This window comes from Streptomyces sp. NPDC016469, from assembly GCF_040632905.1.
Taxonomy (GTDB): domain Bacteria; phylum Actinomycetota; class Actinomycetes; order Streptomycetales; family Streptomycetaceae; genus Streptomyces.
Genome location: NZ_JBEYCQ010000001.1, coordinates 310,570 through 331,476, shown reverse-complemented (window position 1 = coordinate 331,476; position 20,907 = coordinate 310,570). Strand labels below are relative to the sequence as shown.

The window sequence follows — 20,907 nt, the reverse complement described above, 5'->3', positions numbered from 1 at the left end:
CCTTCCTGAGTTACTTCCAGCCCTTGAGGAGCTTGCGGTAGGAGTCGCCGGTCGCCTTGACCGCCTTCTCCGGGGTCGTCTGACCGGTGAGGACCTTGGTGTACTCGGTGACGAGCGGCGCGAAGAGGCTGCCGGTCTCCGGAATCCAGGGGCGCTCGACGGCGCTCTCGACGACCGGCTTGAAGAAGCCGACGATCTCGTTGTTGACGACCGGCTCCTCGGCGTAGGCGGAGGTACGGGTCGGCAGGAGGTTCAGCTCCTTGGTGACCTGGGCCTGCGTCTTGACGGAGGTCATGTAGTCGACGAAGGCGTAGGAGGCGTCCAGGTTCTTGGAACCGGCGTAGACGGCCAGGTTGTGGCCGCCCTGCGGGGCACCCTGGGCGGCGGAGCCGGACGGGACCGGGGCGACGCCCAGGTTGGCCTTGTCCTTGAACTCCTTGCCGGTGAAGGTGTCGGCGACGGCCCACGGGCCGTTGATCATCATCGCGACGTCGCCGTTCTTGAACGACGCCTGCATGTTCTCCCAGCCGTCCGTGGCGTCCGTCTTGGCGGCGCCCGAGTCGACCAGGTCCTTGACGACCTTCATGGCCTTGACACCGGCGGCGTCGTCGATGGTGACGGCCTTGTCGGCGGCGTTGACCATGTCGCCGCCCTCGCCGTACAGGAAGGACAGGAACCAGTAGGCGTCGTCACCGCGCAGGTAGAAGCCGGTCTTGCCGGTCTTCGACTTGATCTTCTTGGAGACGGTCTTCAGCTCGTCGATGGTGGTGGGGACCTCGACGCCGGCCTCCTTGAACATCTTCTTGTTGTAGAAGATGCCCATGGAGTCGATCACCTGCGGCACCGCGTACGTCTTGCCGTTGTACTTGGTGGACGCGGCGGCCTGCTTCAGGAAGTCGTCCTGCTTCTGCAGGGCGGGGGTCCCGTCCAGCGGGGCGAGGTAGCCGAGGTCCGCGAACTCGGGGGTCCAGGCGACCTCGGAGCGGATCACGTCGGGAGCGCCGGAGCCGGCCTGCGCCGCGTTCTTGAACTTGTTCTGCGCATCGCCGAAGGGCACGTTGACGTACTTGACGTCGACCTTCGGGTGCAGCTTCTCGAAGCCCTCGGCGATCTTCTTGAAGACCTTGTCCTCGCTGCCCGCGGTGGAGGTGTCCCACCACGTCACGGTGCCGGAGAGCTCGCCCGAGCCCTTGGAACCGCTGTCCGACTTGTCGTCATCGCTGCCGCAGGCGGTCGCCGCGAGCGCCAGGGCCGCGACCAGGGCGGTGGCCGTTATGCCACGTCGCATCTGAACTCCTTCAACTGCCGTACCGCTCCGTCGCGGCGCCGGGTCGACGTGAACGTAACAAGGATGAAAGACGACCGAAAGAGTTTGCGGAAGATTTCTGCAAGCTCCGGCGATCGTTACATTGGCGTGTCCTCAAGGTTGCCGTCAAGCCACTTGACGAAACTCCCCGATCCCTGCCACAGAGGGCCCACCAGCCCTGATGCCGCAGTGCGACGATCTGACCGCAGCCGGCAAACCGGGCCCGCAAGACCTTGCAAGATGTTGCCGCCAGGTGCGGCGGGGCGCCCCTCCGAGCGCCCCGATACGGCCGGTCCCGCCCGTTTCCCGTGCATGGTGGGCAATCCGACCCGCTCCCGGTACAGTCCATTGCCATGACCGCACGGCTTGCCGATATCGCAACTCAGGCGGGGGTCAGCGAAGCGACGGTCAGCCGCGTACTGAACGGCAAGCCCGGGGTAGCCGCTGCCACCCGCGAGTCCGTACTCGCCGCGCTCGACGTACTCGGCTACGAACGGCCCGTACGGCTGCGCAGGCGCAGCGCGGGGCTCGTCGGCCTCATCACGCCCGAGCTGGAGAACCCGATCTTCCCGGCGCTCGCCCAGGTCATCGGGCAGGCGCTGACCCGGCAGGGCTACACCCCGGTCCTCGCGACCCAGACCCCGGGCGGCTCCACCGAGGACGAGCTGACCGAGATGCTGGTCGACCGGGGCGTCTCCGGGATCATCTTCGTCTCCGGGCTGCACGCCGACACCTCCGCCGACATGGGGCGTTACGAGCAACTGCGCGCCCAGGGCGTCCCCTTCGTACTGGTCAACGGCTTCTCGCCCAAGGTGCAGGCACCTTTCATCTCGCCGGACGACCGGGCCGCGATGCGGCTGGCGGTGACGCATCTGGTGTCGCTGGGCCACACCCGGATCGGGCTCGCGGTCGGCCCGAAGCGCTTCGTGCCGGTGCTCCGCAAGATCGAGGGCTTCCACGCCACGATGAGCGAGCAGTTGCACCTGACGGCGGACGAGGTCGAGGAGCTGATCCAGCACTCCCTCTACACGCTGGAGGGGGGCCAGGCCGCCGCCTCCGCGCTGATGGAGCGGGGCTGCACGGCGGTGGTGTGCGCGAGCGACATGATGGCGCTCGGCGCGATCAGGGCCGCCCGCCGGCTCTCCCGCGAGGTCCCGCGCGACCTGTCGGTGGTGGGGTACGACGACTCGCCGCTCATAGCGTTCACCGATCCGCCGCTGACCACGATCCGGCAGCCGGTCACGGCGATGGGCCAGGCCGCGGTGCGCACGCTCCTGGAGGAGATCGGCGGCACGCCCGCCCCGCACAGCGAGTTCGTCTTCATGCCGGAGCTGGTGGTACGCGGCTCCACGGCGGCGGGCCCCGGCCAGGACACGGCCACCCCCGCCGCCCTCCCAGGATCGCACGCGAAGGCCTGACCGGCCCGTCGCACACCCCTGGGCGCTCCCGCCGGACGTGCAACTCGCGCTCCGCCGGAGGATCATCGGGCAGAGAAGGCAAATCTGGCAGACTCTGTGCCTATGGGTGAATTGAGCGTGAAACGACAGGAAGGCCGCACGGAGGCCACCCCGTCACCCATCGTGAACGAGGCGGCTCCCGAGGCGAACACCAAGCAGTCCGGCCGCGCGCACGGGCTCGGCAGAGCGCTCGACAGACCACTCGATCACGTCGCGGCCCGGCTGCGGTCCCCCCGGTCGCCACGGCGGCCCCGTCTCTGGTTCGAAATCCTGCTCGTCGCGATGAGTTACTGGGTGTACTCGCTGGTGCGCAACGCGGTCCCCGAGCAGAAGGCCGCCGCCCTCGCCAACGCGGACTGGCTGTGGTCGGTCGAACGCTTCCTCGGCATCGCGGTCGAGCAGTCGGTCAACCACGCGGTGAACTCGGTGACATGGCTCATCGTGTCGATGAACTACTACTACGCGACGCTGCACTTCATCGTCACGGTCAGTGTGCTCGTATGGTTGTTCCGCCGGCATCCGGGCCGGTACGCGGCAGCCAGACTGGCCCTGTTCGCCACCACGGCCGTCGCGCTCCTCGGCTACTACCTGTACCCCCTGGCCCCGCCCCGCCTGATGAACGGCGGCCACTTCATCGACACGGTCCTGGTTCACCAGACCTGGGGCTCGATGGCGTCGGGCAACTTCAAGAACATGTCCAACCAGTACGCGGCGATGCCGTCGATGCACATCGGCTGGTCCCTCTGGTGCGGCCTCACCGTCTTCGCCCTGGCCTCGGCCCCCTGGGCGCGCATCCTGGGGCTGCTGTACCCCACGGTCACCCTGATGGTGATCGTGTCGACGGCGAACCACTTCTGGCTGGACGCGGTGGGCGGCGTGGCCTGCCTGGCGTTCGGCTACGCGGCGTCGTACGCGTGGTACGGGTCGCTGCCGCACCGGCTGCCGCGGCTCATCCCGCCGAAGGCGGGGCGCCCTCGCCTCAGCGCGCTCAGCGCGCAACGCAGGGAACCGGCCCCCACCCGCAACTGACCCGGGGCTCCGCCCCGGACCCCGCTCCTCAAATCGCCGGAGGGGCTGGGTTTCACCGGGCAGCGGACAAATCAAGCCCCTGCGGCGATTGAGGAGGCGGTTGTGGGGCAGCGCCCCACGAAACCCCCGGAGGGGCCCCGCTCAGCCCCCGTAGAACCGCTCCTCCACAACCCCCCGCGCCCGCCGCGTCACCCGGCGGTAGTCGTCGAGCATGTCCCCCACGTGCCCCTCCTCGTACCCCAGGTACCGCCCGACGGCGGTCAGCTCGCGCGGGACCGAGGGGAACGTGTCGCCGGGGCGCCCCCGTACGAGCATCACCGCGTTGCGGACGCGTGTCGCCAGGACCCACGCCTCGTCCAGGGTCTGCGCGTCGTCCTCGGAGATCAGGTCCGCCGCGCGCGCCGCGGCCAGGGCCGCGCGGGTGCGGGTGGTCCGCAGGCCGGGGACCTCGTGGCCGTGGCGCATCTGCATCAGCTGGACCGTCCACTCGACGTCGCTGAGCCCGCCGCGCCCCAGTTTCGTGTGGAGCGTCGGGTCCGCGCCGCGCGGCAGGCGCTCCGACTCCATCCGGGCCTTGAGCCGCCGGATCTCGCGGACGGCGTCATCCCCCAGCCCGTCCACCGGATACCGCAGGGGGTCGATGAGCTCCACGAACTCCGCGCCCAGGTCCAGGTCCCCGGCCATCGGCTCGGCCCGCAGCAGAGCCTGGCTCTCCCAGCCGAGGGACCAGCGCCGGTAGTACGCGTCGTACGACTTCAGGGTGCGTACGAGGGGCCCGTTCTTGCCCTCGGGGCGCAGGTCGGGATCGATGAGCAGCGGCGGGTCCGCGGTGGGCAGCTGGAGGAGGCGCCGCATCTCGGAGACCACCCGGTTCGCCGCCCGGCTCGCTTCCTGCTCGTCCACGCCCTCCCGGGGCTCGTGCACGAAGAGGACGTCCGCGTCGGAGCCGTACCCCAGCTCGTGCCCGCCGAACCGCCCCATGCCGATGACGGCGAACCGGGTCGGCAGGGTGTCGCCCCACTCCGCGCGGACGGCGGCGCGCAGGGCGCCGGCGATCGTGACGGCGTTCAGGTCCGTGACGGCGCCGCCGACCCGGTCCACGAGGGCGCCGGGGTCGGACTCGGCGGGGCTGTCCTCCGTGCCGTACGAGCCGATGAGGTCGGCGGCCGTCGTGCGGAACAGCTCGCGCCTGCGCACCCCGCGCACCACCGCGACGGCCGACTCGGCGTCGTCCGCGCGGCCGACGGCGGCCAGCACCTCCTGCTCCAGGTGGACCCGGCTGCGCGGGGCGAGGCCCTGCGGGTCGCCGAGGATGGAGACGGCCTCGGGCGCACGCATCAGCAGGTCCGGGGCGAGCCGGCCGGCCGACAGGACCCGGGCGAGATTTTCGGCGGCGGCCCCCTCGTCGCGCAGGAGCCGCAGGTACCAGGGGGTCTTGCCGAGGGCGTCGGACACCTTGCGGAAGCCGAGGAGCCCGGCGTCCGGGTCGGCGGAGTCCGCGAACCAGCCGAGGAGCACCGGCAGCAGGGTGCGCTGGATGGCGGCCTTGCGGGAGACCCCGGACGACAGGGCCTCCAGGTGCCGCAGGGCGGCGGCCGGGTCCTCGTAACCGAGGGCGACGAGCCGGGCGGCGGCGGCCTTGGTGCTGAGCCGGGACTCGCCGGGCGCGAGCTGGGCGACGGCGTCCAGCAGCGGCCGGTAGAACAGCTTCTCGTGCAGCCGGCGCACCACGGACGCGTGCCGCCGCCACGCCTGGTTCAGCTCGGCGATGGGGTCGGTGCGCAGCCCGAGGGAGCGGCCGAGGCGCCGCAGGTCGGGCTCCTCGTCGGGGACGAGGTGGGTGCGGCGCAGCCGGTAGAGCTGGATGCGGTGCTCCATGGCGCGCAGGAAGCGGTAGGCGTCGTCCAGCTGTACGGCGTCGACGCGTCCCACGTAACCGCCCCCGGCGAGCGCGCCCAGCGCCTCCAGGGTCGATCCGCTGCGCAGGGCGGGGTCGCTGCGGCCGTGCACGAGCTGGAGGAGCTGTACGGCGAACTCGACGTCCCGCAGCCCGCCGGGGCCGAGCTTCAGCTCCCGGTCGACGCGGTCGGCGGGGATCGTGTCGACCACGCGGCGGCGCATCTTCTGCACGTCGGGGACGAAGTTCTCCCGGTCGGCCGCCTGCCAGACGAGCGGTGAGACGGCCTCGACGTACTCCTCGCCGAGCGCCCGGTCCCCGGCCACCGGCCGGGCCTTGAGCAGCGCCTGGAACTCCCAGGTCTTGGCCCAGCGCTGGTAGTACGCGAGGTGCGAGGAGAGCGTGCGGACGAGGGGGCCGTTGCGGCCCTCGGGGCGGAGATTGGCGTCGACGGGCCAGATGGTGCCCTCGACGGTGGTGTCGGAGCAGATCCGCATGAGGTGCGAGGCGAGCCGGGTCGCGGCCTGCATGGCCTTGCTCTCCTCGGCCCCGTCGGCGGGCTCGGCGACGAAGATGACGTCCACGTCGGAGACGTAGTTCAGCTCGTGCCCGCCGCACTTGCCCATCGCGATGACCGCCAGCCGGCACTGCGCGGCGTCGTCGGGGGCGGCGGCCGACGCGATACGGAGGGCGGCGCGCAGGGTCGCGGTGGCGAGGTCGGCCAGCTCGGCGGCGGTCTCGGCGACATCGGTCGTCCCGCAGACGTCCCGCGCGGCGATGGACAGCAGGCACCGCCGGTAGCCGACGCGCAGGGCGTCCGGCCCGTCCGCCCCGGCGAGCTCCTGCTCGAACTCGGCGACCCCGGGGTGCAGGTCGGCGGCCTCGTACGTGACGAGGGCCTGCCAGTCGCGGGGGTGCCTGGCCAGGTGGTCGCCGAGCGCCTCGGACGCGCCGAGCACCCCGAGCAGCCGGTCCCGCAGCGGCTTGGCGGTGACCAGCGTGTCCAGCAGGATCTGCCGCTCCCCCGCCTCCTCCGCCTCGACCAGCCGGACGAGGCCGCGCAGCGCGAGGTCGGGGTCGGCGGTGGCGCCGAGCGCGTCGAGGAGCACGGAGTCGGAGCGTACGGACGAGAAGTCCGGCAGGTCGAGCAGCCGCTCGGCGGCGGACGGGTCGGTGAAACCGTGCCGCAGCAGTCGGGTGAACGTACTGCTCCTGCGTCCCGGCACCATGGTCATCCCGCGCTCTCCCGCTCGCCGCCCGATCAGCTCCCAGCCTTCGGAGTTTAGGCGGTACGGACGCCCCGCGCCTTCGGCGTCCCGGTCACGGCGCCGTGGGCCGCGCCGGCAGCGACCCGGTGACGACGGTCGCGTACCGCTCCTCGCAGGAGTCGACGCACGCCACGAGCCCGCCGTCCGCCAGGACCTTCGCCGCGGTCTCCGCCTGCCGCTCGCTCGTCTCGACCAGGAGGCTGCCGCCCGGGGCGAGCCAGCGGGGCGCCTCCGCGGCGACCCGGCGCAGGACGTCGAGGCCGTCGCCGCCGCCGTCGAGCGCGACGAGCGGTTCGTGGACGCGGGCCTCGGCGGGGAGCAGGGCGACATCGCCGGTCGGTACGTACGGCACATTGGCGAGGAGCACGTCGACGCGCCCGCGCAGGGCGCCCGGCAGGGGTGCGAAGAGGTCGCCCTCGTACACCCGCCCCCGGTCCCCGATGTTGCGCCGGGCGCAGCGTACGGCGGCGGGCTCGACATCGGCGGCGTGCAGCTCGACCCGGTCCAGGGCGGCGGCGAGGGCGGCGCCGAGCGCGCCGGAGCCGCAGCACAGGTCGACCACGACGGCCGGGTCCGGGGCGAGGGCGACGGCCCGGTCGATCAGGAACTCGGTGCGGCGGCGGGGGACGAAGACGCCGGGGTCGACGGCGATCCGCAGCCCGGCGAACTCGGCCCAGCCGAGGACGTGTTCCAGGGGGTGCCCGGCGGCGCGCCGTTCGGCCATGGCGGCGACCTGGGCGGGATCGGTGGCGGTGGCGGCGATGAGCCCGGCCTCGTCCTCGGCGAAGACGCAGCCGGCGGCGCGGAGGGTGGCGACGAGGGAGGACAGGTCGGACGGTGACAGCGGGACCGGCATGGTGCGGAGCCTTTCGGATGAACGCCGAGGGGTGCTCCGCGGCCGGTTCAGATCCGGTCGGCCACGCGTTCACGGGAGGGGAGCACCCGGGTCGATACAGCGGTAATGGGTCCCACCTCCTTGGTTACGTCCCCGTGCGGGGATGCGAAAGACTACCTCAGGTTTCAGCGCCTTCCGGGCCTGTACTCGTTGCCGCCGTTGACGAAGCTGTTGTGGACGGCGACCGAGGTGTTGGCGGCGCGGATGTGGCGTATCTCCGCGCTGTGGTGCCGCTCGATCTCCTGACCGTCGAAGTTGTGCGTACGCCGCCGCTGCCGCAGGTTCACCTTCACGATCAGGAACACGATGGTGCTCAGGAGCAGCCCGAACACAATGAGAACCGCGTACATGGTGTGCCTCCCCCGTTCCCCCTGGTTCCGCCCATTGTCGGGCAGGGAGCAGCCTCAGCGGAACTCGTGGGTCACCTCGATCTCGCCCACGATGTGCGCGTTGAAGTCGTCCAGCTCCTCTGCCGGGACCCACAGTTCGAGGATCGTCCGCCCGCCGGCCTGCTGCACCGGGTACCGGCTCAGGAATTCGGTCTCGACCTCGAAGCGGGTCACGTAACCGACGCCGCTGTGCTGGACGTTCCAGTCGCGGGCGATCCGGATCGCGTAGTCCTCGTTGAGGACCGGGTAGAAGATCGGCTGCTCCGGGAGGCGCGGAGGCCAGGCGCGCCAGTTCAGGTCGCGCACCAGGTCCAGTTCTTCGGGTCCCGTGGGGCGCCACAGGGTGGTCACGGGGTGTCCTCCACTTCCTTCTTCCGGCTCGCCAGCACGTTCCGGGTCCACGACGTACTGGGATCGTCCTCCCCCAGCACCCGCACCATGTCGGCCAGGACTTGTTCGTACGCCATCAGAGCTCCGGCCCTGTCCCCGGCCTCCCATCGATGGCCGGCGTGATTGAAGCGCGTGACGAGCACCTGCGGATGATCCCCGCCCAGCGCCTCCGCCCGGGCGGACAGCAATCGCCCGTGGACCTCCAACGCGCCTGCGGCGTCGCCCAGTTCACGTAGCCGATGGGCCTCGTGCCGAAGGTCGAGAGTCCCGGAATCCTCCGTGCGCAACACCCGGTCCCGGACGTCGAGCTCCCTGATCGCCCGCCCCATCCAGTCCGCCCTCCGCCGCCTGCGCACCACCTCGGCAACGCCCCCGACGGCCAGCAGAGCCGCAACGACCTTCCAACCTCGCGACATACACGTCCTCCCGGTCACACCGACGTCTACGGTAGGGACGGCTCGCACGGGTGTCCGGGTTCCCACTGCCGCGCCGGATGGCACACATACGGCGCGGCCGACAATGAACGCCATGAACCTTCCGCTGCACCTCGACCGCACGCTCGATGAGCTGGATCCGCCACGTTGGCCGGATCCGCCCGCCGATGCGACCCACCTGGTACGGAAGGTGCACGCGCTGCGGCGCGTACCGCTGCGCGAACTGCGCCCGGCGGACCTGCGCACGCTCGTCTCCCAGCAGGTGGCCCTGCCGTACGTCGTACCGCTCGCCGTGCGCCTCCTGGTGGACGATCCGCTGCTCGACGCGTACTTCTACCCGGGCGACCTACTGCTCGCCACCGTGAACGTCCCACCGGCAGTCTGGGCTCCACTGCCGGAGGTCGCGGAGGAGCTGCGTGCCGCCGTCACGGCCCTGCCGGAGTCGGCCTACGACGCTCTTCCCCAAGGCGCCGAGGACGACATGGCCCGCTTCAGCGCGCGGCCAAGTGACGCCATCTAGGGTGACCGAATGGACATGGGGGCGGTACTGATCGCGATCACCGGTGTAGCGGGAACACTTGGGGGCGCGCTGCTCACCCAGCGGGGCGCCGACCGCGCCAAGAAGCGTGAGTTGGAGATGGCCCATGCCATCCAGGAAGCTCGCGAGAATCGTGAGACACGCAGGAGCTGTTACACACAACTGCACCGGGACGCGCGGCAGTTCGCGACGGCACTCAGCCGACACCTGTACCTCATGCGGGATCACACCGTCGGGCAGGAGGACGTATCGGCGCTGGAAGGCACCAAGGATGACTACCGTGACCGATGGTCCGAAGCCCTGATGATCGCCCCCGACGCGGTGATCGTTCCGGCTCACGAACTGAACGAGGCGCTGAACGGGGTCTATGGACAGATCAAGCGCCTGGAACAGGGAAGCCCCCGCCCGGGCGAGACCATGCGCTCGGCCGCCGAAGGGCAGCATGCGCTCTGGTCTCTCATAGGCGTCACGAGAGAGGCGATGCGGCGCGACCTGGGCGTCACCGTGGACGCCGGTGCGAGAGCCACCCGACGAACACCACTGGCCGCGCCCAGCGACCCCACTGCCTTGACCAGGGACTTCACCGAGCCGGTCGCCGGACTCGACTAGGGCCGATGGCGGCTGTCTTCTCGTACGCGTGCGGCAGTTGGCGAGCGGCCGGCTGCGGGCCCGGTGCCTGATCCGGGCGCGGTCGGTGGTGATTCAGGGGCGAGCCCGGTGGCTCGACCAGTCGCATCAACCGGCCTCCCTGAATGACGTCCCCGGCGTCGACCACTCCGCTACGTCGCGAGCCGCCGCACGGCCTCAATGGCTTCGAAGATGTCAGCGTCGGTCTCCCGCTGCCACGCGGGCAACCCGTCCCAGTCCGCGACGTACCCGGGCTTCGGCTCCTCGAAGTGCTTGTACATCTGGGCCGTCCAGCACAACGCGACGAACCGCCCCTTCTGCTCCCGCGACAGCCGCGCCACGTGCCCGCCGCTCACCTCGACGAACTGCCGCACCTGCGCGTACACCGCCCCGGCCGCCTCCCGCTCCCACTGCGGCGTCTCCTCCCACGGCGTGACGTACCCGGCCTTGGGCTCCCCGGGAAAGTGCCGCCGCACCCCGGCGATCCAACTCTCCCGAAACAGACGCGCGCCTTCGGTCTGCGACATGAACACACCTTTCCTCACGCTGTGTTGAGCAAGCCGATCTCCGCCCCCAGCTCCACGACACGCTGGTCGCGATCCAAGGGGCCGAACTCGTCACGCAGGGCACGGAGTCTACGGGCGACATAGCCGGACCCTGAGGCGCGCGCCAGGCCGACGGCTTCGGTTCCGTACGTGACCACCTGCTCGGGATCGCGCCGCTTCGCACCGACGGCAGCCAGGTCGACAAGCACCGAAGCACGTCGCCGGTAGGAGGGTCCCGACGCCAGGGCGGTCTGCTTCAGTGCCTCGTGCAACGCCCGCTCTGCCAGATCCAAGCGGCCGAGTTGCACGTACCGCGAGCCTCGCTCCTCGGTGAGGCGCGCACCGTCGAACCTGAGCCAACCACCGCTGACGCCGGCCTCAGGCAGGTCTCTTACGCGATCCGCCTGATCCATCGCACGCTCGCACGCGTCCAGATCGCCGAGACCGGCGAACGCCTCCGCCTGAACCGAGGCGACCCAGTGGCGCGTCGAGAGGTGGCTGTCACCCCGCTCCGCCAGCCTCGCGGCTGCCCCGAGCATCTGCGCGGCCTGCTGATAGCGCCGCTCCGACATGTCGACATAGGCATGGCGTACGAGTGCGCACGCCCACAGGTCGTACGCGTCGGCGTCCTTGCCGACTGATGCCGCCAAGGAGTACGAAGCCGCCGCGTCGGCGTATCTGCTGCCGTCGAACGCCACCTCACCGGCGAGCTGAAACAGGTCGGCCGCCGCGTTCAACAGAGGACGCGGGCTTCCCCTGTGGCCGCCGAGAGCATCGGTGAGGGCGGCCAGCTGATCCCGGACGACCGGGTAGACAGAACCCTTGGAGCGGGCCAACTGATAGACCTGCCAGAGGTGGACGTTCATGCGGGCGAAGTCGGCCGGCTCTCCCCGGCGCACACCGTCGACAAGCGCTTCGGCCTCTTCCACCGGCAGGATGGTCAGGGCCCCGCTGATGGTCAGTATCCGAAGGAATTCACGGCGAATCATTTCGTCGGGGTCTCCCGCGTCGTGGGACTGTGCGGACTCGTGACCGACCGCTCCCTGTCCGGAAGCTCGTGATGGTGACAGAAGAGCGTCCAGCTCGGGAAGGCCGACTTCCAGCGCTAACGCCAAGCGGCGCCTCTGAGGCGGTTGGGGCTGGATCACGCCCCTCTCCCAGCGCCCGACCGTCGTACGGTCCACGCCCACCAGCTCAGCCAGCTTCTCCTGACTGCAGCCCAGCGTCCTGCGCCGATCCGCCAGCCCCATGACGCCTCCCTCACTCCGAATCCGACCGGCTCCGCGCCATGCCCGAATCTGCATCAAGAGTGCCGCATAGGTGCCGTGGAGACCTGCGACTTCGCGCGATTTTCTGTTGTCGACCAGGACGGACACACGAGATCACCGAGGAGTTCGATCATGACCACGGGAAGAGAATCTTTGACGAACGACAGCGACGCGCAGGTGGTCATGACTCTCCGGGTCTCCCGCGACTCCGGCCGGTCGTGGGGACCGAGGACGGACGTAACGGCGGACAGCGACCGGATGGCGCCCATCGGCTCCGACGTGTTCCCGCCGTGCATGTGCCCGCGCTGCACCGCCTGCCCCACCCGAACGGCGCTGTGATGCGGTGCACGCTCTGGCGTCGGCTGCCGCTTGCCCTCGCCGACGAGGCGCGCCAGATCACGGGATCGGGATGCGTCGATGCGGCCGTGCAGTGCCAACTCCCCCGCCACACGGACGGCCCGCACTACGGACTCCTTGGCGAGGCCGGTCCAGTCATCGCCCTGTGGCTCCGGTGGCACGACGCCGACATCGAGCTGAGCATTCTCCCGGACTGCACGTCCACTGCCCCCTGGCACGACGGCGACGCCTGTTGCCTGTTCGCCGGCCACGACGGGCGGCATACGTGGGCCGAGACCGACGATGAACGCCATGGCCCTTCCGCTGCGCCTCGACCGCACGCTCGATGAGCTGGACCCGCCGCACTGGCCGGAGCCGGCCACCGACGCGACGATCAATCTGCCGCCTGGCCAGGAACCGGGCCCGGGAGGTCCGGGCTACGCGGTGTCCGGGGCGGGACGGCGGATGTGGCCGGTTTCGATGACCTCCGACGTTCCGTCGCGGTAGTAGTCCGTGTGCCTGGTCGCGTAGGCGTCGTCGAACACCAGCACCACCAACGGGACCGACGTGTCCTCGTGACAGCAGTTGCACGCCTTCACAAAGGAGAGGCGTAGCTTCTTGTAGACGGGGGCGCTCTCGATGTGGCGGGACTTCACATAGTTCTCCGCCGGGTCCGACGACTCCTCAGGAAGCCGATACGACTCCTCTGTCGACGCCGTGGCCGTCGTCTCGGTCGTCCGGGCCTTCTTCACGATCCGGGTGACCGCCGCCTCGATGCGTGCGCCGACCTTCGTCTTCCTCGCGATGTCCGCCGCCAGGCTTCCCTTGGCGTTGTATTGCTGGGACGTCTCCACGATGAACGTCTCTTTGACGGACGTGCTGTACGTGTACTTCTTCTCCTGGCCCGCGTTGATCTGCTGGACCGTGGCCCAGCCGCCCGGAAGCACATACGCTTCGTCAAGGACCTTGACCCCGGCCAGGTAGTACCTGACCCTGTCGCCGAAGAGCAGGTATTTCCTCCGTTCGGAATGGAGGATTTCAGGGGCGCCGACACGCCATTGAGCCGCCCGGTCCACCTCGTATTGGGTATGCCATTTGAGGACGACCTCGGAAACACTCGCGATCTCACCCTTGGCGAGATAATCCGAGAACCCGAGGGTCATCGCCTGACCGACCTCGTTCGAGCTCGCTTCTCCGGTGACCATGACGGCCTTGAGCGTGGGGTTCACTAGCTGAAGCTCGCGGTAGAGCTCGGTGCCGCTCTTGAGCGGCATCCGCTGGTCCAGCAGGGCGACCCGGATCGGGTGCTCCTGAACGGCCGCTAGGGCGTCTTCCGGCCGGCTGCAGGCCAGCACGCGGAAGCCGGTCTGCACGGTGATCAGTTCAGCGAGCTGATCAGCCATGCTGTGCGAGTCATCGACCACCAGTACCGAGTACATCGCCGTCCTCCTCTCTCCGGAAGGGCAACGCAACGGTGAACGTGACCTCGTCATCGTCCACAGCCATCGATATCTCGCCGCCCGCGTAGCCCTCGATCAGGCCCTTGCTCACGGACAGGCCCACGCCCTGATGCCCGCTCTTGGTGGTGTATCCCCGGTCGAAGATCTCGCCGCCCGGCGGTCCGCTCGCGCACATGTTGGAGATGGTGAACGAGATGGCGTCCGGCCTTCTCGCAAATTTCACCGCGATCCGCCCACGCTCCGGAGACGCGTCGACGGAGTTTTCGAGAAGCGGCAGAAGCGCGGCGATAACGAAGTCGTTCGAGTACCCGACAAAGGACTCCGGAATTTCACCGACCTCCGCATGGATCGGTTTACCGGCCGCGTCCGAGTAGAAATCGAGCGCCATGATCAGCGCCTCCGCACCCGCGCCCGTGAAGGACTCCCCCACACCCTTCTGAAGGGTTCCGTAGTTCCTGTACGCGTTGATGAAGCACTTGCATATCTCGACGCCCTCCCGGATGCGCCGGACAGCGCGCTCCGCAGTCTCGTCCCCACCCACCGAGAGGGACTCCATGGACAGCGCCGCAACCTCGATCTGGGCCAGCGGGGTGCCGAGCGAGTGGGCGATCTCCTGTGTCAGCCTGGCCCGTTCGCCGCTCACGTCGGCCGAGCTCAGGTGGACAATGTCGGCTGTCACGTTGGTGACGCGCTGCGTCCGGCGTTTCGTGTCCTGCCATACCCGGAAGGCGATCTCATCGGGCAGGCGTTCAAGCAGCTCCGGGACCAAGCGCTGAGACCTGGCCGCCTCCGACGCCTCGTACTGCTGCAGGCGCAGAGTCTTCCTCATCTCCTCGATCGACCTCGCGAGTTCGTACGTCCTTTCGTCCGCCCGTCTGGACTGCCTGACGGCAAACCACAGGGCCAACATCGCGACGGCACCCGCAGTCGTCCCTGACAAGAGTCCGGTGATGGTCTCGCTCATGGCCCCCCTCGGCAATGCGCCCAGATTAGGCCGCGCTTCCCAGCTCCGTCACCGCTCCGCTGGAACAAAACGGGGGCAGTACTGTCTTCGGCTCGTGCTGTCGGGACAGGTCAGCGGCAGGAGAAGTCGCAGCAAGGGACGAGCGGTCAGACCAGGACGATCGGATTGGTGAGTGCGGCGACGTGCCCGTTGGGGTGGCGGACCTCGATACGGACGAACGCCGACTGCTCCGCCGTCGTGGGCCACCGCACCGCTCCGGCGCCGTCATCGGGCAGCAACGCCTGGTGAACCCTGCCCCGGTCCGTGTGGAAGCTGATGGTCCCCGCCGGGACGCCTCGTACGGCCGCGCGGATCTCCACCTGCCCGCCATGAGTCGCAAGGCGCTCTCCCAGTCCGGCGGCGCGATCATCGGCGTGGGCGGTGAACGACCCGTCCACGTCCGCCGATTCGGCGATCCAGCTGCGGCCCGCGCGGATTCCGGCCAGGACGGCCGTCGTGCTCAGTTCCTCGGCGAGGACCACGGTGTGAGGGATACCGATCTGCCCCTCCAGGTGGGTGTCGCTGTTACCCATCGCCGGTCGCCACGAGCCCGTACGGACATCCGCTGCCAGGGTCCGCGCCCACTCGGCCAGGGCCGCCTCGTTGTCGGCGTTCCAGGGGCGGTCCGACGCCCACAGTCCGTTCCAGACCTCCACCACGTCGAAGCCGGGGAACGGGAACATGAAGTCGCCCGACGGGTACGGCGCACGTGGGTGTGCGGCCACGCACACGCCCCCTGCTCGATGGACCTGGTCCAGGCACTCGCCCACCCGTCCGTCCCCGGTCTGGTGGTTCCAGTCGATGACCTTGCCGGGAGCGAGACCCAGGGCGAGCCAGTGCCCGGTCTTCGTGGTGACCTCCTCGCCCAGGAGGATCAAGAAGTCATCGGCGGCCAGATGGCCCCAGGCACCCGGCTTCGCAGCCGCGTTGTGCTCCGTCGTCGCGATGAAGTCGAGCCTCATGGCGCGCGCCCTGGCGGCCAGCCCCTCCGGGGTGAGCTCACCGTCCGAGTGGACGGAGTGGACGTGACAGTCGCCTCGGTACCAGGCCGCCCCGCGCCCCGCCGCCCGCACCGGAGGAAACTCCGGACTCGACATGCCTCTCCTCCGACGGGTCTGCCGACCCGGCACACGGGCGGGGCAACCCGGTCGAACCGAGTGCCCCGCCCGCCTTGCGCTTTCCGAGCCGCGCCTTACAACACCGGCAGCAGGTTCTTCAGTTCGAAGGCCGTGACCTCGCTGCGGTACTCCTCCCACTCGCGCTTCTTGTTGCGGAGGAAGAAGTCGAAGACGTGCTCGCCCAGGGTCTCCGCGACCAGTTCGCTCTTCTCCATCAGGGAGATCGCCTCGCCCAGGTTCTGCGGGAGTGGTTCGATGCCCATCGCGCGGCGTTCCGCGTCGGAGAGGGCCCAGACGTCGTCGTCGGCGCCGGCCGGGAGTTCGTAGCCTTCCTCGATGCCCTTGAGGCCGGCGGCGAGGAGGACCGCGTAGGTGAGGTACGGGTTGGCGCCGGAGTCGATGGAGCGGACCTCGACGCGGGCCGAGCCGGTCTTGCCGGGCTTGTACATGGGGACGCGGATCAGCGCGGAGCGGTTGTTGTGGCCCCAGCAGATGTACGAGGGGGCCTCGCCGCCGGCGCCCGCGGCGCGGGAGGAGCCGCCCCAGATGCGCTTGTAGGAGTTGACCCACTGGTTGGTGACGGCGGAGATCTCCGCGGCGTGCCGCAGGAGGCCCGCGATGAAGGAGCGGCCGACCTTGGAGAGCTGGTACTCCGCGCCGGACTCGTAGAACGCGTTGCGGTCGCCCTCGAAGAGGGAGAGGTGGGTGTGCATGCCGGAGCCGGGGTACTCCGAGAACGGCTTCGGCATGAACGTCGCCTGCACGCCCTGCTCCAGCGCCACCTGCTTCATGACCAGGCGGAACGTCATGATGTTGTCGGCCGTCGACAGCGCGTCCGCGTACCGCAGGTCGATCTCCTGCTGGCCGGGCGCGCCCTCGTGGTGGCTGAACTCGACCGAGATGCCCATGGATTCGAGCATGGTGATCGCCTGGCGGCGGAAGTCCATGCCGACGTTCTGCGGGGTGTGGTCGAAGTAGCCGGAGCTGTCGGCCGGGGTGGGCCGGGTGCCGTCCACCGGCTTGTCCTTCAGCAGGAAGAACTCGATCTCCGGGTGGGTGTAGAAGGTGAAGCCCAGGTCCGAGGTCTTGGCCAGGATGCGCTTGAGCACGAAGCGCGGGTCCGCGAAGGACGGTGAGCCGTCCGGCATGAGGATGTCGCAGAACATCCGGGCGGTGCCCGGTGCCTCAGCGCGCCACGGCAGGATCTGGAACGTGCCCGGGTCCGGCTTGGCGATCATGTCCGACTCGTAGACGCGCGCGAAGCCCTCGATCGCGGAGCCGTCGAAGCCGATGCCCTCGTCAAACGCCTGTTCCAGCTCGGCCGGAGCCACCGCCACGGACTTCAGGTACCCGAGGACATCGGTGAACCACAGCCGTACGAACCGGATGTCGCGCTCCTCAAGGGTCCTGAGGACGAATTCCTGCTGCTTGTCCATAGCCACATCCTTGCAGTTCAGACGGTCCGTGCTCCACCTCCCGGGGCTGGGGAGAGACTCCAGTATCGCGACCCCGGATTTCCCCCAGATTACGCACCCGACGTGACATGGAGCACTCGGCCACCCACTACGATCGGCGGCCGTGGTGTGTACGGGCGGGAACCGCCCCGTCACCCCGAGCCGCCGCTCCCCGTCCCCCTTCGCAGAAGGACCACACGCCATGAGCTACGACCGCAGGGCCCGCATAGAGCAGATGCGCAACGCCGACCGCACGCGGGACCGCCGCAACCGGATCCTGACCGTGAGCCTCAGTGCTGTCGTCGTCGCCGGGCTCGTCGCCTTCGGTTCGTACACGATCATCGACAAGTCGGACTCCGACGGTCCGGACAGTTCGATGACCGCCGACGGGAAGGGTGGCACGCCCTCCGCCGGTGAGAAGGACGAGAACCTGGCCACCGGGCCGATCAAGGGCGAGAAGTCGTGGGACGCGAAGAAACTCACCCGCAACCATGTGACCGACGACGTCGACTACCCCATGAAGCCTCCGGTCGGCGGGGACCACAACCCGGTCTGGATGAACTGCGACGGCGAGGTCTACAAGAAGGCCATCCCCGACGTGAACGCCGTGCACGCCCTGGAGCACGGTTCGGTCTGGGTGACGTACACCGACGACGCGCCCGCCGCCGACCTCCAGAAGCTCGCCGACCGGGTCTCCGGCACGCCGTACTCGCTCATGAGCCCGTACAAGGACCAGGCCGGGGCCATCATGCTGAGCGCCTGGGGCAAGCAGGTCACCGTCGACGGCGCGGACGACCCGCGCGTGGCGCAGTTCTTCGCGCATTACGTGCAGGGGCCGCAGACCCCCGAGCCGGGCGCGGCCTGCACGGGTGGCCTCGACGGCTCCTGACCCGGGTGACGGGAACGGAGGGCCCGGAAAGTTCCCTCGTACCGTAAATGCACCCGAATGGGCTACAGCGGTCGCATCCCCCGAACGGGCCCATGACGATGGGTTCGCTCGGGGATGTATGTACGGCTGCCCCTCGGTACGCAGGAGGAATCCCCCATGACCACCGCCAAGGACATCATGCACACCGGCGCCACCTGGATCCCGGCGCACGAGACCCTCGACCGCGCCGCCCAGCTGATGCGCGAGCACCACGTCGGCGCACTGCCCATCTCGGCCAGCGGTGAGGAGGACCGGATGATCGGCATCCTCACGGACCGCGACATCGTGGTCGGCTGCGTGGCGGAGGGCCGGGACCCGTCCAAGGTCACCGCGGGCGACCTCGCCCAGGGCACGCCCCGCTGGATCGACGCGGACGCGGACGTGGAAGCGGTGCTGGAGCAGATGCAGAACCACCAGATCCGCCGGCTGCCCGTCATCGAGAACAAGAAGCTGGTCGGCATGATCAGCGAGGCGGACCTCGCCCGGCACCTCTCGGACGACCAGATCGCCGACTGGGCGGAGCAGGTCTACTCGCGCTCGCACCACTGAACCCGCCGCGGCGTAGTCCTTCCGCACGGCCCGCCCGGGCATCGCGTCAGTCAGACGATTAGAGTGGGCCGCGTGCCTCAACTACGCCTCGCACTGAATCAGATCGACTCGACCGTCGGCGACCTCGCCGGCAACGCCGAGGCGATCGTCCACTGGACCCGGCACTCCGCCGAACAGGGCGCCCACTTCGTGGCGTTCCCCGAGATGGTGCTGACCGGCTACCCCGTCGAGGACCTGGCCCTGCGGTCGTCCTTCGTCGAGGCGTCACGGGCGGCGCTGCGCGCGCTCGCCGCCCGCCTCGACGCGGAGGGCTTCGGGGAGATCCCCGTCCTCGTCGGCTACCTCGACCGATCGGAGTTCGCGGCGGAGCGCTACGGCCAGCCGGCCGGCTCGCCGCGCAACGCCGCCGCGGTGCTGCACCGCGGCGGGATCGCGCTGAACTTCGCCAAGCACCACCTGCCGAACTACGGCGTCTTCGACGAGTTCCGGTACTTCGTGCCGGGCGACTCGATGCCGGTCGTACGCGTGCACGGCATCGATGTCGCCCTCGCGATCTGCGAGGACCTGTGGCAGGACGGCGGCCGCGTCCCGGCCGCGCGCGCCGCCGGGGCCGGGCTGCTGCTGTCCGTCAACGCCTCGCCGTACGAGCGGGACAAGGACGACACCCGGCTGGAGCTGGTCCGCAAGCGCGCCCGTGAGGCCGGCTGCACGACCGCCTACCTCGCGATGATCGGCGGCCAGGACGAGCTGGTCTTCGACGGCGACTCGATCGTGGTCGACCGGGAGGGCGAGGTCATCGCCCGCGCCCCGCAGTTCGCCGAGGGCAGCGTGATCCTCGACCTGGACCTGCCCGCCGCCCCGACGGACGCGCCGTCCGGCGTGGTCGCCGACGGACTGCGGATCGACCACGTGGTCCTCTCCGAGGAGCCCCTGCCGGCGTACGGGGCCGAGCTCGCCGGCGGGTACGCGGACCGGCTGGACGACGACGAGGAGCTGTACACCGCCCTGGTCGTCGGCCTGCGGGCCTACGCCGCGAAGAACGGCTTCAACAGCGTGCTCATCGGGCTCTCCGGCGGCATCGACTCGGCCCTGGTCGCCGCGATCGCCTGCGACGCGCTGGGGGCGCAGCAGGTGTACGGGGTCTCGATGCCGTCCAAGTACTCCTCGGACCACTCCAAGGACGACGCCGCCGAGCTGGCCCGGCGCACCGGGCTCAACTTCCGGACCATCCCGATCGAGCCGATGTTCGACGCGTACATGGGGTCGCTGGGGCTGACCGGGCTCGCCGAGGAGAACCTGCAGTCGCGGCTGCGCGGCACGATGCTGATGGCCATCTCCAACCAGGAGGGCCAGATCGTCCTGGCCCCGGGCAACAAGTCGGAGCTGGCGGTCGGCTACTCGACGCTGTACGGGGACTCCGTCGGCGCGTACGGGCCGATCAAGGATATGTACAAGACGTCGGTGTTCCGGCTGGCGAAGTGGCGCAACCGGGCCGCCGAGGAGCGCGGGCAGACCCCGCCGATCCCGGAGGCGTCCATCACGAAGCCGCCGAGCGCCGAGCTGCGGCCCGGCCAGGTGGACACGGACTCGCTGCCGGACTACGACGTGCTGGACCGCATCCTCGAACTGTACGTGGACCGGGACCAGGGGATCGAAGCGATCGTCGCGGCCGGGTTCGACCGGGCGCTGGTGGCGAAGACGCTGCGGATGGTGGACACGGCGGAGTACAAGCGGCGGCAGTATCCGCCGGGGACGAAGATCTCACCGAAGGGGTTCGGGAAGGACCGGCGGCTGCCGATCACGAATCGGTGGCGCGAGGCGGTCTGAAGCCCGCGGATTCTTTGATACATGCGCCCGTCCGGGGCTGGGGGTTGTCCTTGAGCGCCGGACGGGCTTGTTTGTGGCCGGTCGCCGCTGATGAGCCGCGACCCGTCCGGGGCTGGGGGTTCGTCCTCAGCCCCGGACAGCTTGTTTTCGGCCGAAGTCGCCGACGTCGCTGGTCAGGTGCGGCCCACT

The 20,907-nt window shown here is 69.7% G+C and carries 20 protein-coding genes; 7 read left to right on the top strand and 13 right to left on the bottom strand.

Annotated elements, in window-relative coordinates; translation table 11 throughout:
- Nucleotides 1-10: 10 nt before the first annotated feature.
- Entirely contained in the window at nt 11-1,288 is a 1,278-nt protein-coding gene (locus ABZ565_RS01595) for an extracellular solute-binding protein (RefSeq protein WP_361019022.1), read from the bottom strand.
- 371 nt (nt 1,289-1,659) lie between these two features.
- On the opposite strand from ABZ565_RS01595, the gene ABZ565_RS01590 reads away from it, so the two are divergent.
- Together ABZ565_RS01590 and ABZ565_RS01585 are read left to right on the top strand one after the other, a co-directional pair.
- On the top strand, nt 1,660-2,724 hold the full coding sequence (locus tag ABZ565_RS01590) for a LacI family DNA-binding transcriptional regulator (RefSeq protein WP_361019019.1): 1,065 nt from the start codon (nt 1,660-1,662) through the stop codon (nt 2,722-2,724).
- A gap of 162 nt (nt 2,725-2,886) precedes the next feature.
- Complete coding sequence (locus ABZ565_RS01585) at nt 2,887-3,792, top strand: phosphatase PAP2 family protein (RefSeq protein ID WP_361019298.1); 906 nt, start codon at nt 2,887-2,889, stop codon at nt 3,790-3,792.
- Nucleotides 3,793-3,933: 141 nt separating this feature from the next.
- Here ABZ565_RS01585 and ABZ565_RS01580 read toward each other — a convergent pair whose 3' ends face one another.
- From ABZ565_RS01580 to ABZ565_RS01560, 5 genes are all read right to left on the bottom strand, one after another.
- Complete coding sequence (locus tag ABZ565_RS01580) at nt 3,934-6,924, bottom strand: bifunctional [glutamine synthetase] adenylyltransferase/[glutamine synthetase]-adenylyl-L-tyrosine phosphorylase (RefSeq protein ID WP_361019016.1); 2,991 nt, start codon at nt 6,922-6,924, stop codon at nt 3,934-3,936.
- Nucleotides 6,925-7,009: 85 nt separating this feature from the next.
- The gene (locus ABZ565_RS01575; protein WP_361019013.1) at nt 7,010-7,813 is read right to left on the bottom strand and encodes a putative protein N(5)-glutamine methyltransferase; all 804 of its coding nucleotides are present in this window, start codon (nt 7,811-7,813) and stop codon (nt 7,010-7,012) included.
- A gap of 164 nt (nt 7,814-7,977) precedes the next feature.
- Nucleotides 7,978-8,202, bottom strand: coding sequence for a hypothetical protein (locus ABZ565_RS01570; protein ID WP_361019009.1), 225 nt, complete (start codon nt 8,200-8,202; stop codon nt 7,978-7,980).
- Nucleotides 8,203-8,256: 54 nt separating this feature from the next.
- Nucleotides 8,257-8,592: a hypothetical protein gene (locus ABZ565_RS01565; RefSeq protein WP_361019006.1), complete on the bottom strand. Its 336-nt coding sequence runs from the start codon at nt 8,590-8,592 to the stop codon at nt 8,257-8,259.
- Nucleotides 8,589-8,960, bottom strand: a complete 372-nt coding sequence (locus tag ABZ565_RS01560) for a tetratricopeptide repeat protein (protein ID WP_361019003.1) — start codon at nt 8,958-8,960, stop codon at nt 8,589-8,591. The genes ABZ565_RS01565 and ABZ565_RS01560 overlap by 4 nt, the downstream gene beginning before the upstream one ends.
- 199 nt (nt 8,961-9,159) lie before the next feature.
- On the opposite strand from ABZ565_RS01560, the gene ABZ565_RS01555 reads away from it, so the two are divergent.
- Both ABZ565_RS01555 and ABZ565_RS01550 read left to right on the top strand, forming a co-directional pair.
- Complete coding sequence (locus tag ABZ565_RS01555) at nt 9,160-9,585, top strand: contact-dependent growth inhibition system immunity protein (protein ID WP_361019000.1); 426 nt, start codon at nt 9,160-9,162, stop codon at nt 9,583-9,585.
- Between the two features lie 9 nt (nt 9,586-9,594).
- Complete coding sequence (locus tag ABZ565_RS01550) at nt 9,595-10,212, top strand: hypothetical protein (RefSeq protein WP_361018997.1); 618 nt, start codon at nt 9,595-9,597, stop codon at nt 10,210-10,212.
- A 170-nt stretch (nt 10,213-10,382) separates the two neighbouring features.
- Here ABZ565_RS01550 and ABZ565_RS01545 read toward each other — a convergent pair whose 3' ends face one another.
- The 7 genes from ABZ565_RS01545 to glnA all read right to left on the bottom strand — a co-directional run bounded on the left by ABZ565_RS01545 (nt 10,383) and on the right by glnA (nt 17,396).
- Nucleotides 10,383-10,757 carry a hypothetical protein gene (locus ABZ565_RS01545; RefSeq protein ID WP_361018994.1) on the bottom strand — a complete coding sequence of 125 codons (375 nt, stop codon included), beginning with the start codon at nt 10,755-10,757 and terminating at the stop codon, nt 10,383-10,385.
- A 14-nt stretch (nt 10,758-10,771) separates the two neighbouring features.
- Entirely contained in the window at nt 10,772-12,025 is a 1,254-nt protein-coding gene (locus ABZ565_RS01540) for a helix-turn-helix transcriptional regulator (protein ID WP_361018991.1), read from the bottom strand.
- A gap of 53 nt (nt 12,026-12,078) precedes the next feature.
- Nucleotides 12,079-12,693: a hypothetical protein gene (locus ABZ565_RS01535; protein ID WP_361018988.1), complete on the bottom strand. Its 615-nt coding sequence runs from the start codon at nt 12,691-12,693 to the stop codon at nt 12,079-12,081.
- Nucleotides 12,694-12,816: 123 nt separating this feature from the next.
- Complete coding sequence (locus ABZ565_RS01530; RefSeq protein WP_361018985.1) at nt 12,817-13,818, bottom strand: response regulator; 1,002 nt, start codon at nt 13,816-13,818, stop codon at nt 12,817-12,819.
- On the bottom strand, nt 13,793-14,803 hold the full coding sequence (locus ABZ565_RS01525; RefSeq protein ID WP_361018983.1) for a HAMP domain-containing sensor histidine kinase: 1,011 nt from the start codon (nt 14,801-14,803) through the stop codon (nt 13,793-13,795). The genes ABZ565_RS01530 and ABZ565_RS01525 overlap by 26 nt, the downstream gene beginning before the upstream one ends.
- A 146-nt stretch (nt 14,804-14,949) precedes the next feature.
- Complete coding sequence (locus ABZ565_RS01520; RefSeq protein WP_361018980.1) at nt 14,950-15,939, bottom strand: CehA/McbA family metallohydrolase; 990 nt, start codon at nt 15,937-15,939, stop codon at nt 14,950-14,952.
- A 95-nt stretch (nt 15,940-16,034) separates the two neighbouring features.
- Nucleotides 16,035-17,396, bottom strand: coding sequence for a type I glutamate--ammonia ligase (gene glnA / locus ABZ565_RS01515; protein ID WP_018518530.1), 1,362 nt, complete (start codon nt 17,394-17,396; stop codon nt 16,035-16,037).
- A 220-nt stretch (nt 17,397-17,616) separates the two neighbouring features.
- On the opposite strand from glnA, the gene ABZ565_RS01510 reads away from it, so the two are divergent.
- From ABZ565_RS01510 to ABZ565_RS01500, 3 genes are all read left to right on the top strand, one after another.
- Complete coding sequence (locus ABZ565_RS01510; protein ID WP_361018976.1) at nt 17,617-18,303, top strand: DUF3105 domain-containing protein; 687 nt, start codon at nt 17,617-17,619, stop codon at nt 18,301-18,303.
- A 156-nt stretch (nt 18,304-18,459) separates the two neighbouring features.
- A complete protein-coding gene (locus tag ABZ565_RS01505) occupies nt 18,460-18,891 on the top strand; it encodes a CBS domain-containing protein (RefSeq protein WP_361018973.1) in 432 nt (143 codons plus the stop codon).
- Between the two features lie 72 nt (nt 18,892-18,963).
- On the top strand, nt 18,964-20,718 hold the full coding sequence (locus ABZ565_RS01500) for an NAD+ synthase (RefSeq protein WP_361018970.1): 1,755 nt from the start codon (nt 18,964-18,966) through the stop codon (nt 20,716-20,718).
- Nucleotides 20,719-20,907: the final 189 nt, after the last annotated feature.

Coding starts and splice junctions, on each gene's coding strand:
- ABZ565_RS01595 (WP_361019022.1), bottom strand. CDS start 1,288: ATGCGACGTGGCATAACGGCCACCGCCCTGGTCGCGGCCCTGGCGCTC.
- ABZ565_RS01590 (WP_361019019.1), top strand. CDS start 1,660: ATGACCGCACGGCTTGCCGATATCGCAACTCAGGCGGGGGTCAGCGAA.
- ABZ565_RS01580 (WP_361019016.1), bottom strand. CDS start 6,924: ATGACCATGGTGCCGGGACGCAGGAGCAGTACGTTCACCCGACTGCTG.
- ABZ565_RS01575 (WP_361019013.1), bottom strand. CDS start 7,813: ATGCCGGTCCCGCTGTCACCGTCCGACCTGTCCTCCCTCGTCGCCACC.
- ABZ565_RS01570 (WP_361019009.1), bottom strand. CDS start 8,202: ATGTACGCGGTTCTCATTGTGTTCGGGCTGCTCCTGAGCACCATCGTG.
- ABZ565_RS01560 (WP_361019003.1), bottom strand. CDS start 8,960: ATGGGGCGGGCGATCAGGGAGCTCGACGTCCGGGACCGGGTGTTGCGC.
- ABZ565_RS01555 (WP_361019000.1), top strand. CDS start 9,160: ATGAACCTTCCGCTGCACCTCGACCGCACGCTCGATGAGCTGGATCCG.
- ABZ565_RS01550 (WP_361018997.1), top strand. CDS start 9,595: ATGGACATGGGGGCGGTACTGATCGCGATCACCGGTGTAGCGGGAACA.
- ABZ565_RS01545 (WP_361018994.1), bottom strand. CDS start 10,757: ATGTCGCAGACCGAAGGCGCGCGTCTGTTTCGGGAGAGTTGGATCGCC.
- ABZ565_RS01540 (WP_361018991.1), bottom strand. CDS start 12,025: ATGGGGCTGGCGGATCGGCGCAGGACGCTGGGCTGCAGTCAGGAGAAG.
- ABZ565_RS01535 (WP_361018988.1), bottom strand. CDS start 12,693: ATGGCGTTCATCGTCGGTCTCGGCCCACGTATGCCGCCCGTCGTGGCC.
- ABZ565_RS01530 (WP_361018985.1), bottom strand. CDS start 13,818: ATGTACTCGGTACTGGTGGTCGATGACTCGCACAGCATGGCTGATCAG.
- ABZ565_RS01525 (WP_361018983.1), bottom strand. CDS start 14,803: ATGAGCGAGACCATCACCGGACTCTTGTCAGGGACGACTGCGGGTGCC.
- ABZ565_RS01520 (WP_361018980.1), bottom strand. CDS start 15,939: ATGTCGAGTCCGGAGTTTCCTCCGGTGCGGGCGGCGGGGCGCGGGGCG.
- glnA (WP_018518530.1), bottom strand. CDS start 17,396: ATGGACAAGCAGCAGGAATTCGTCCTCAGGACCCTTGAGGAGCGCGAC.
- ABZ565_RS01510 (WP_361018976.1), top strand. CDS start 17,617: ATGAGCTACGACCGCAGGGCCCGCATAGAGCAGATGCGCAACGCCGAC.
- ABZ565_RS01505 (WP_361018973.1), top strand. CDS start 18,460: ATGACCACCGCCAAGGACATCATGCACACCGGCGCCACCTGGATCCCG.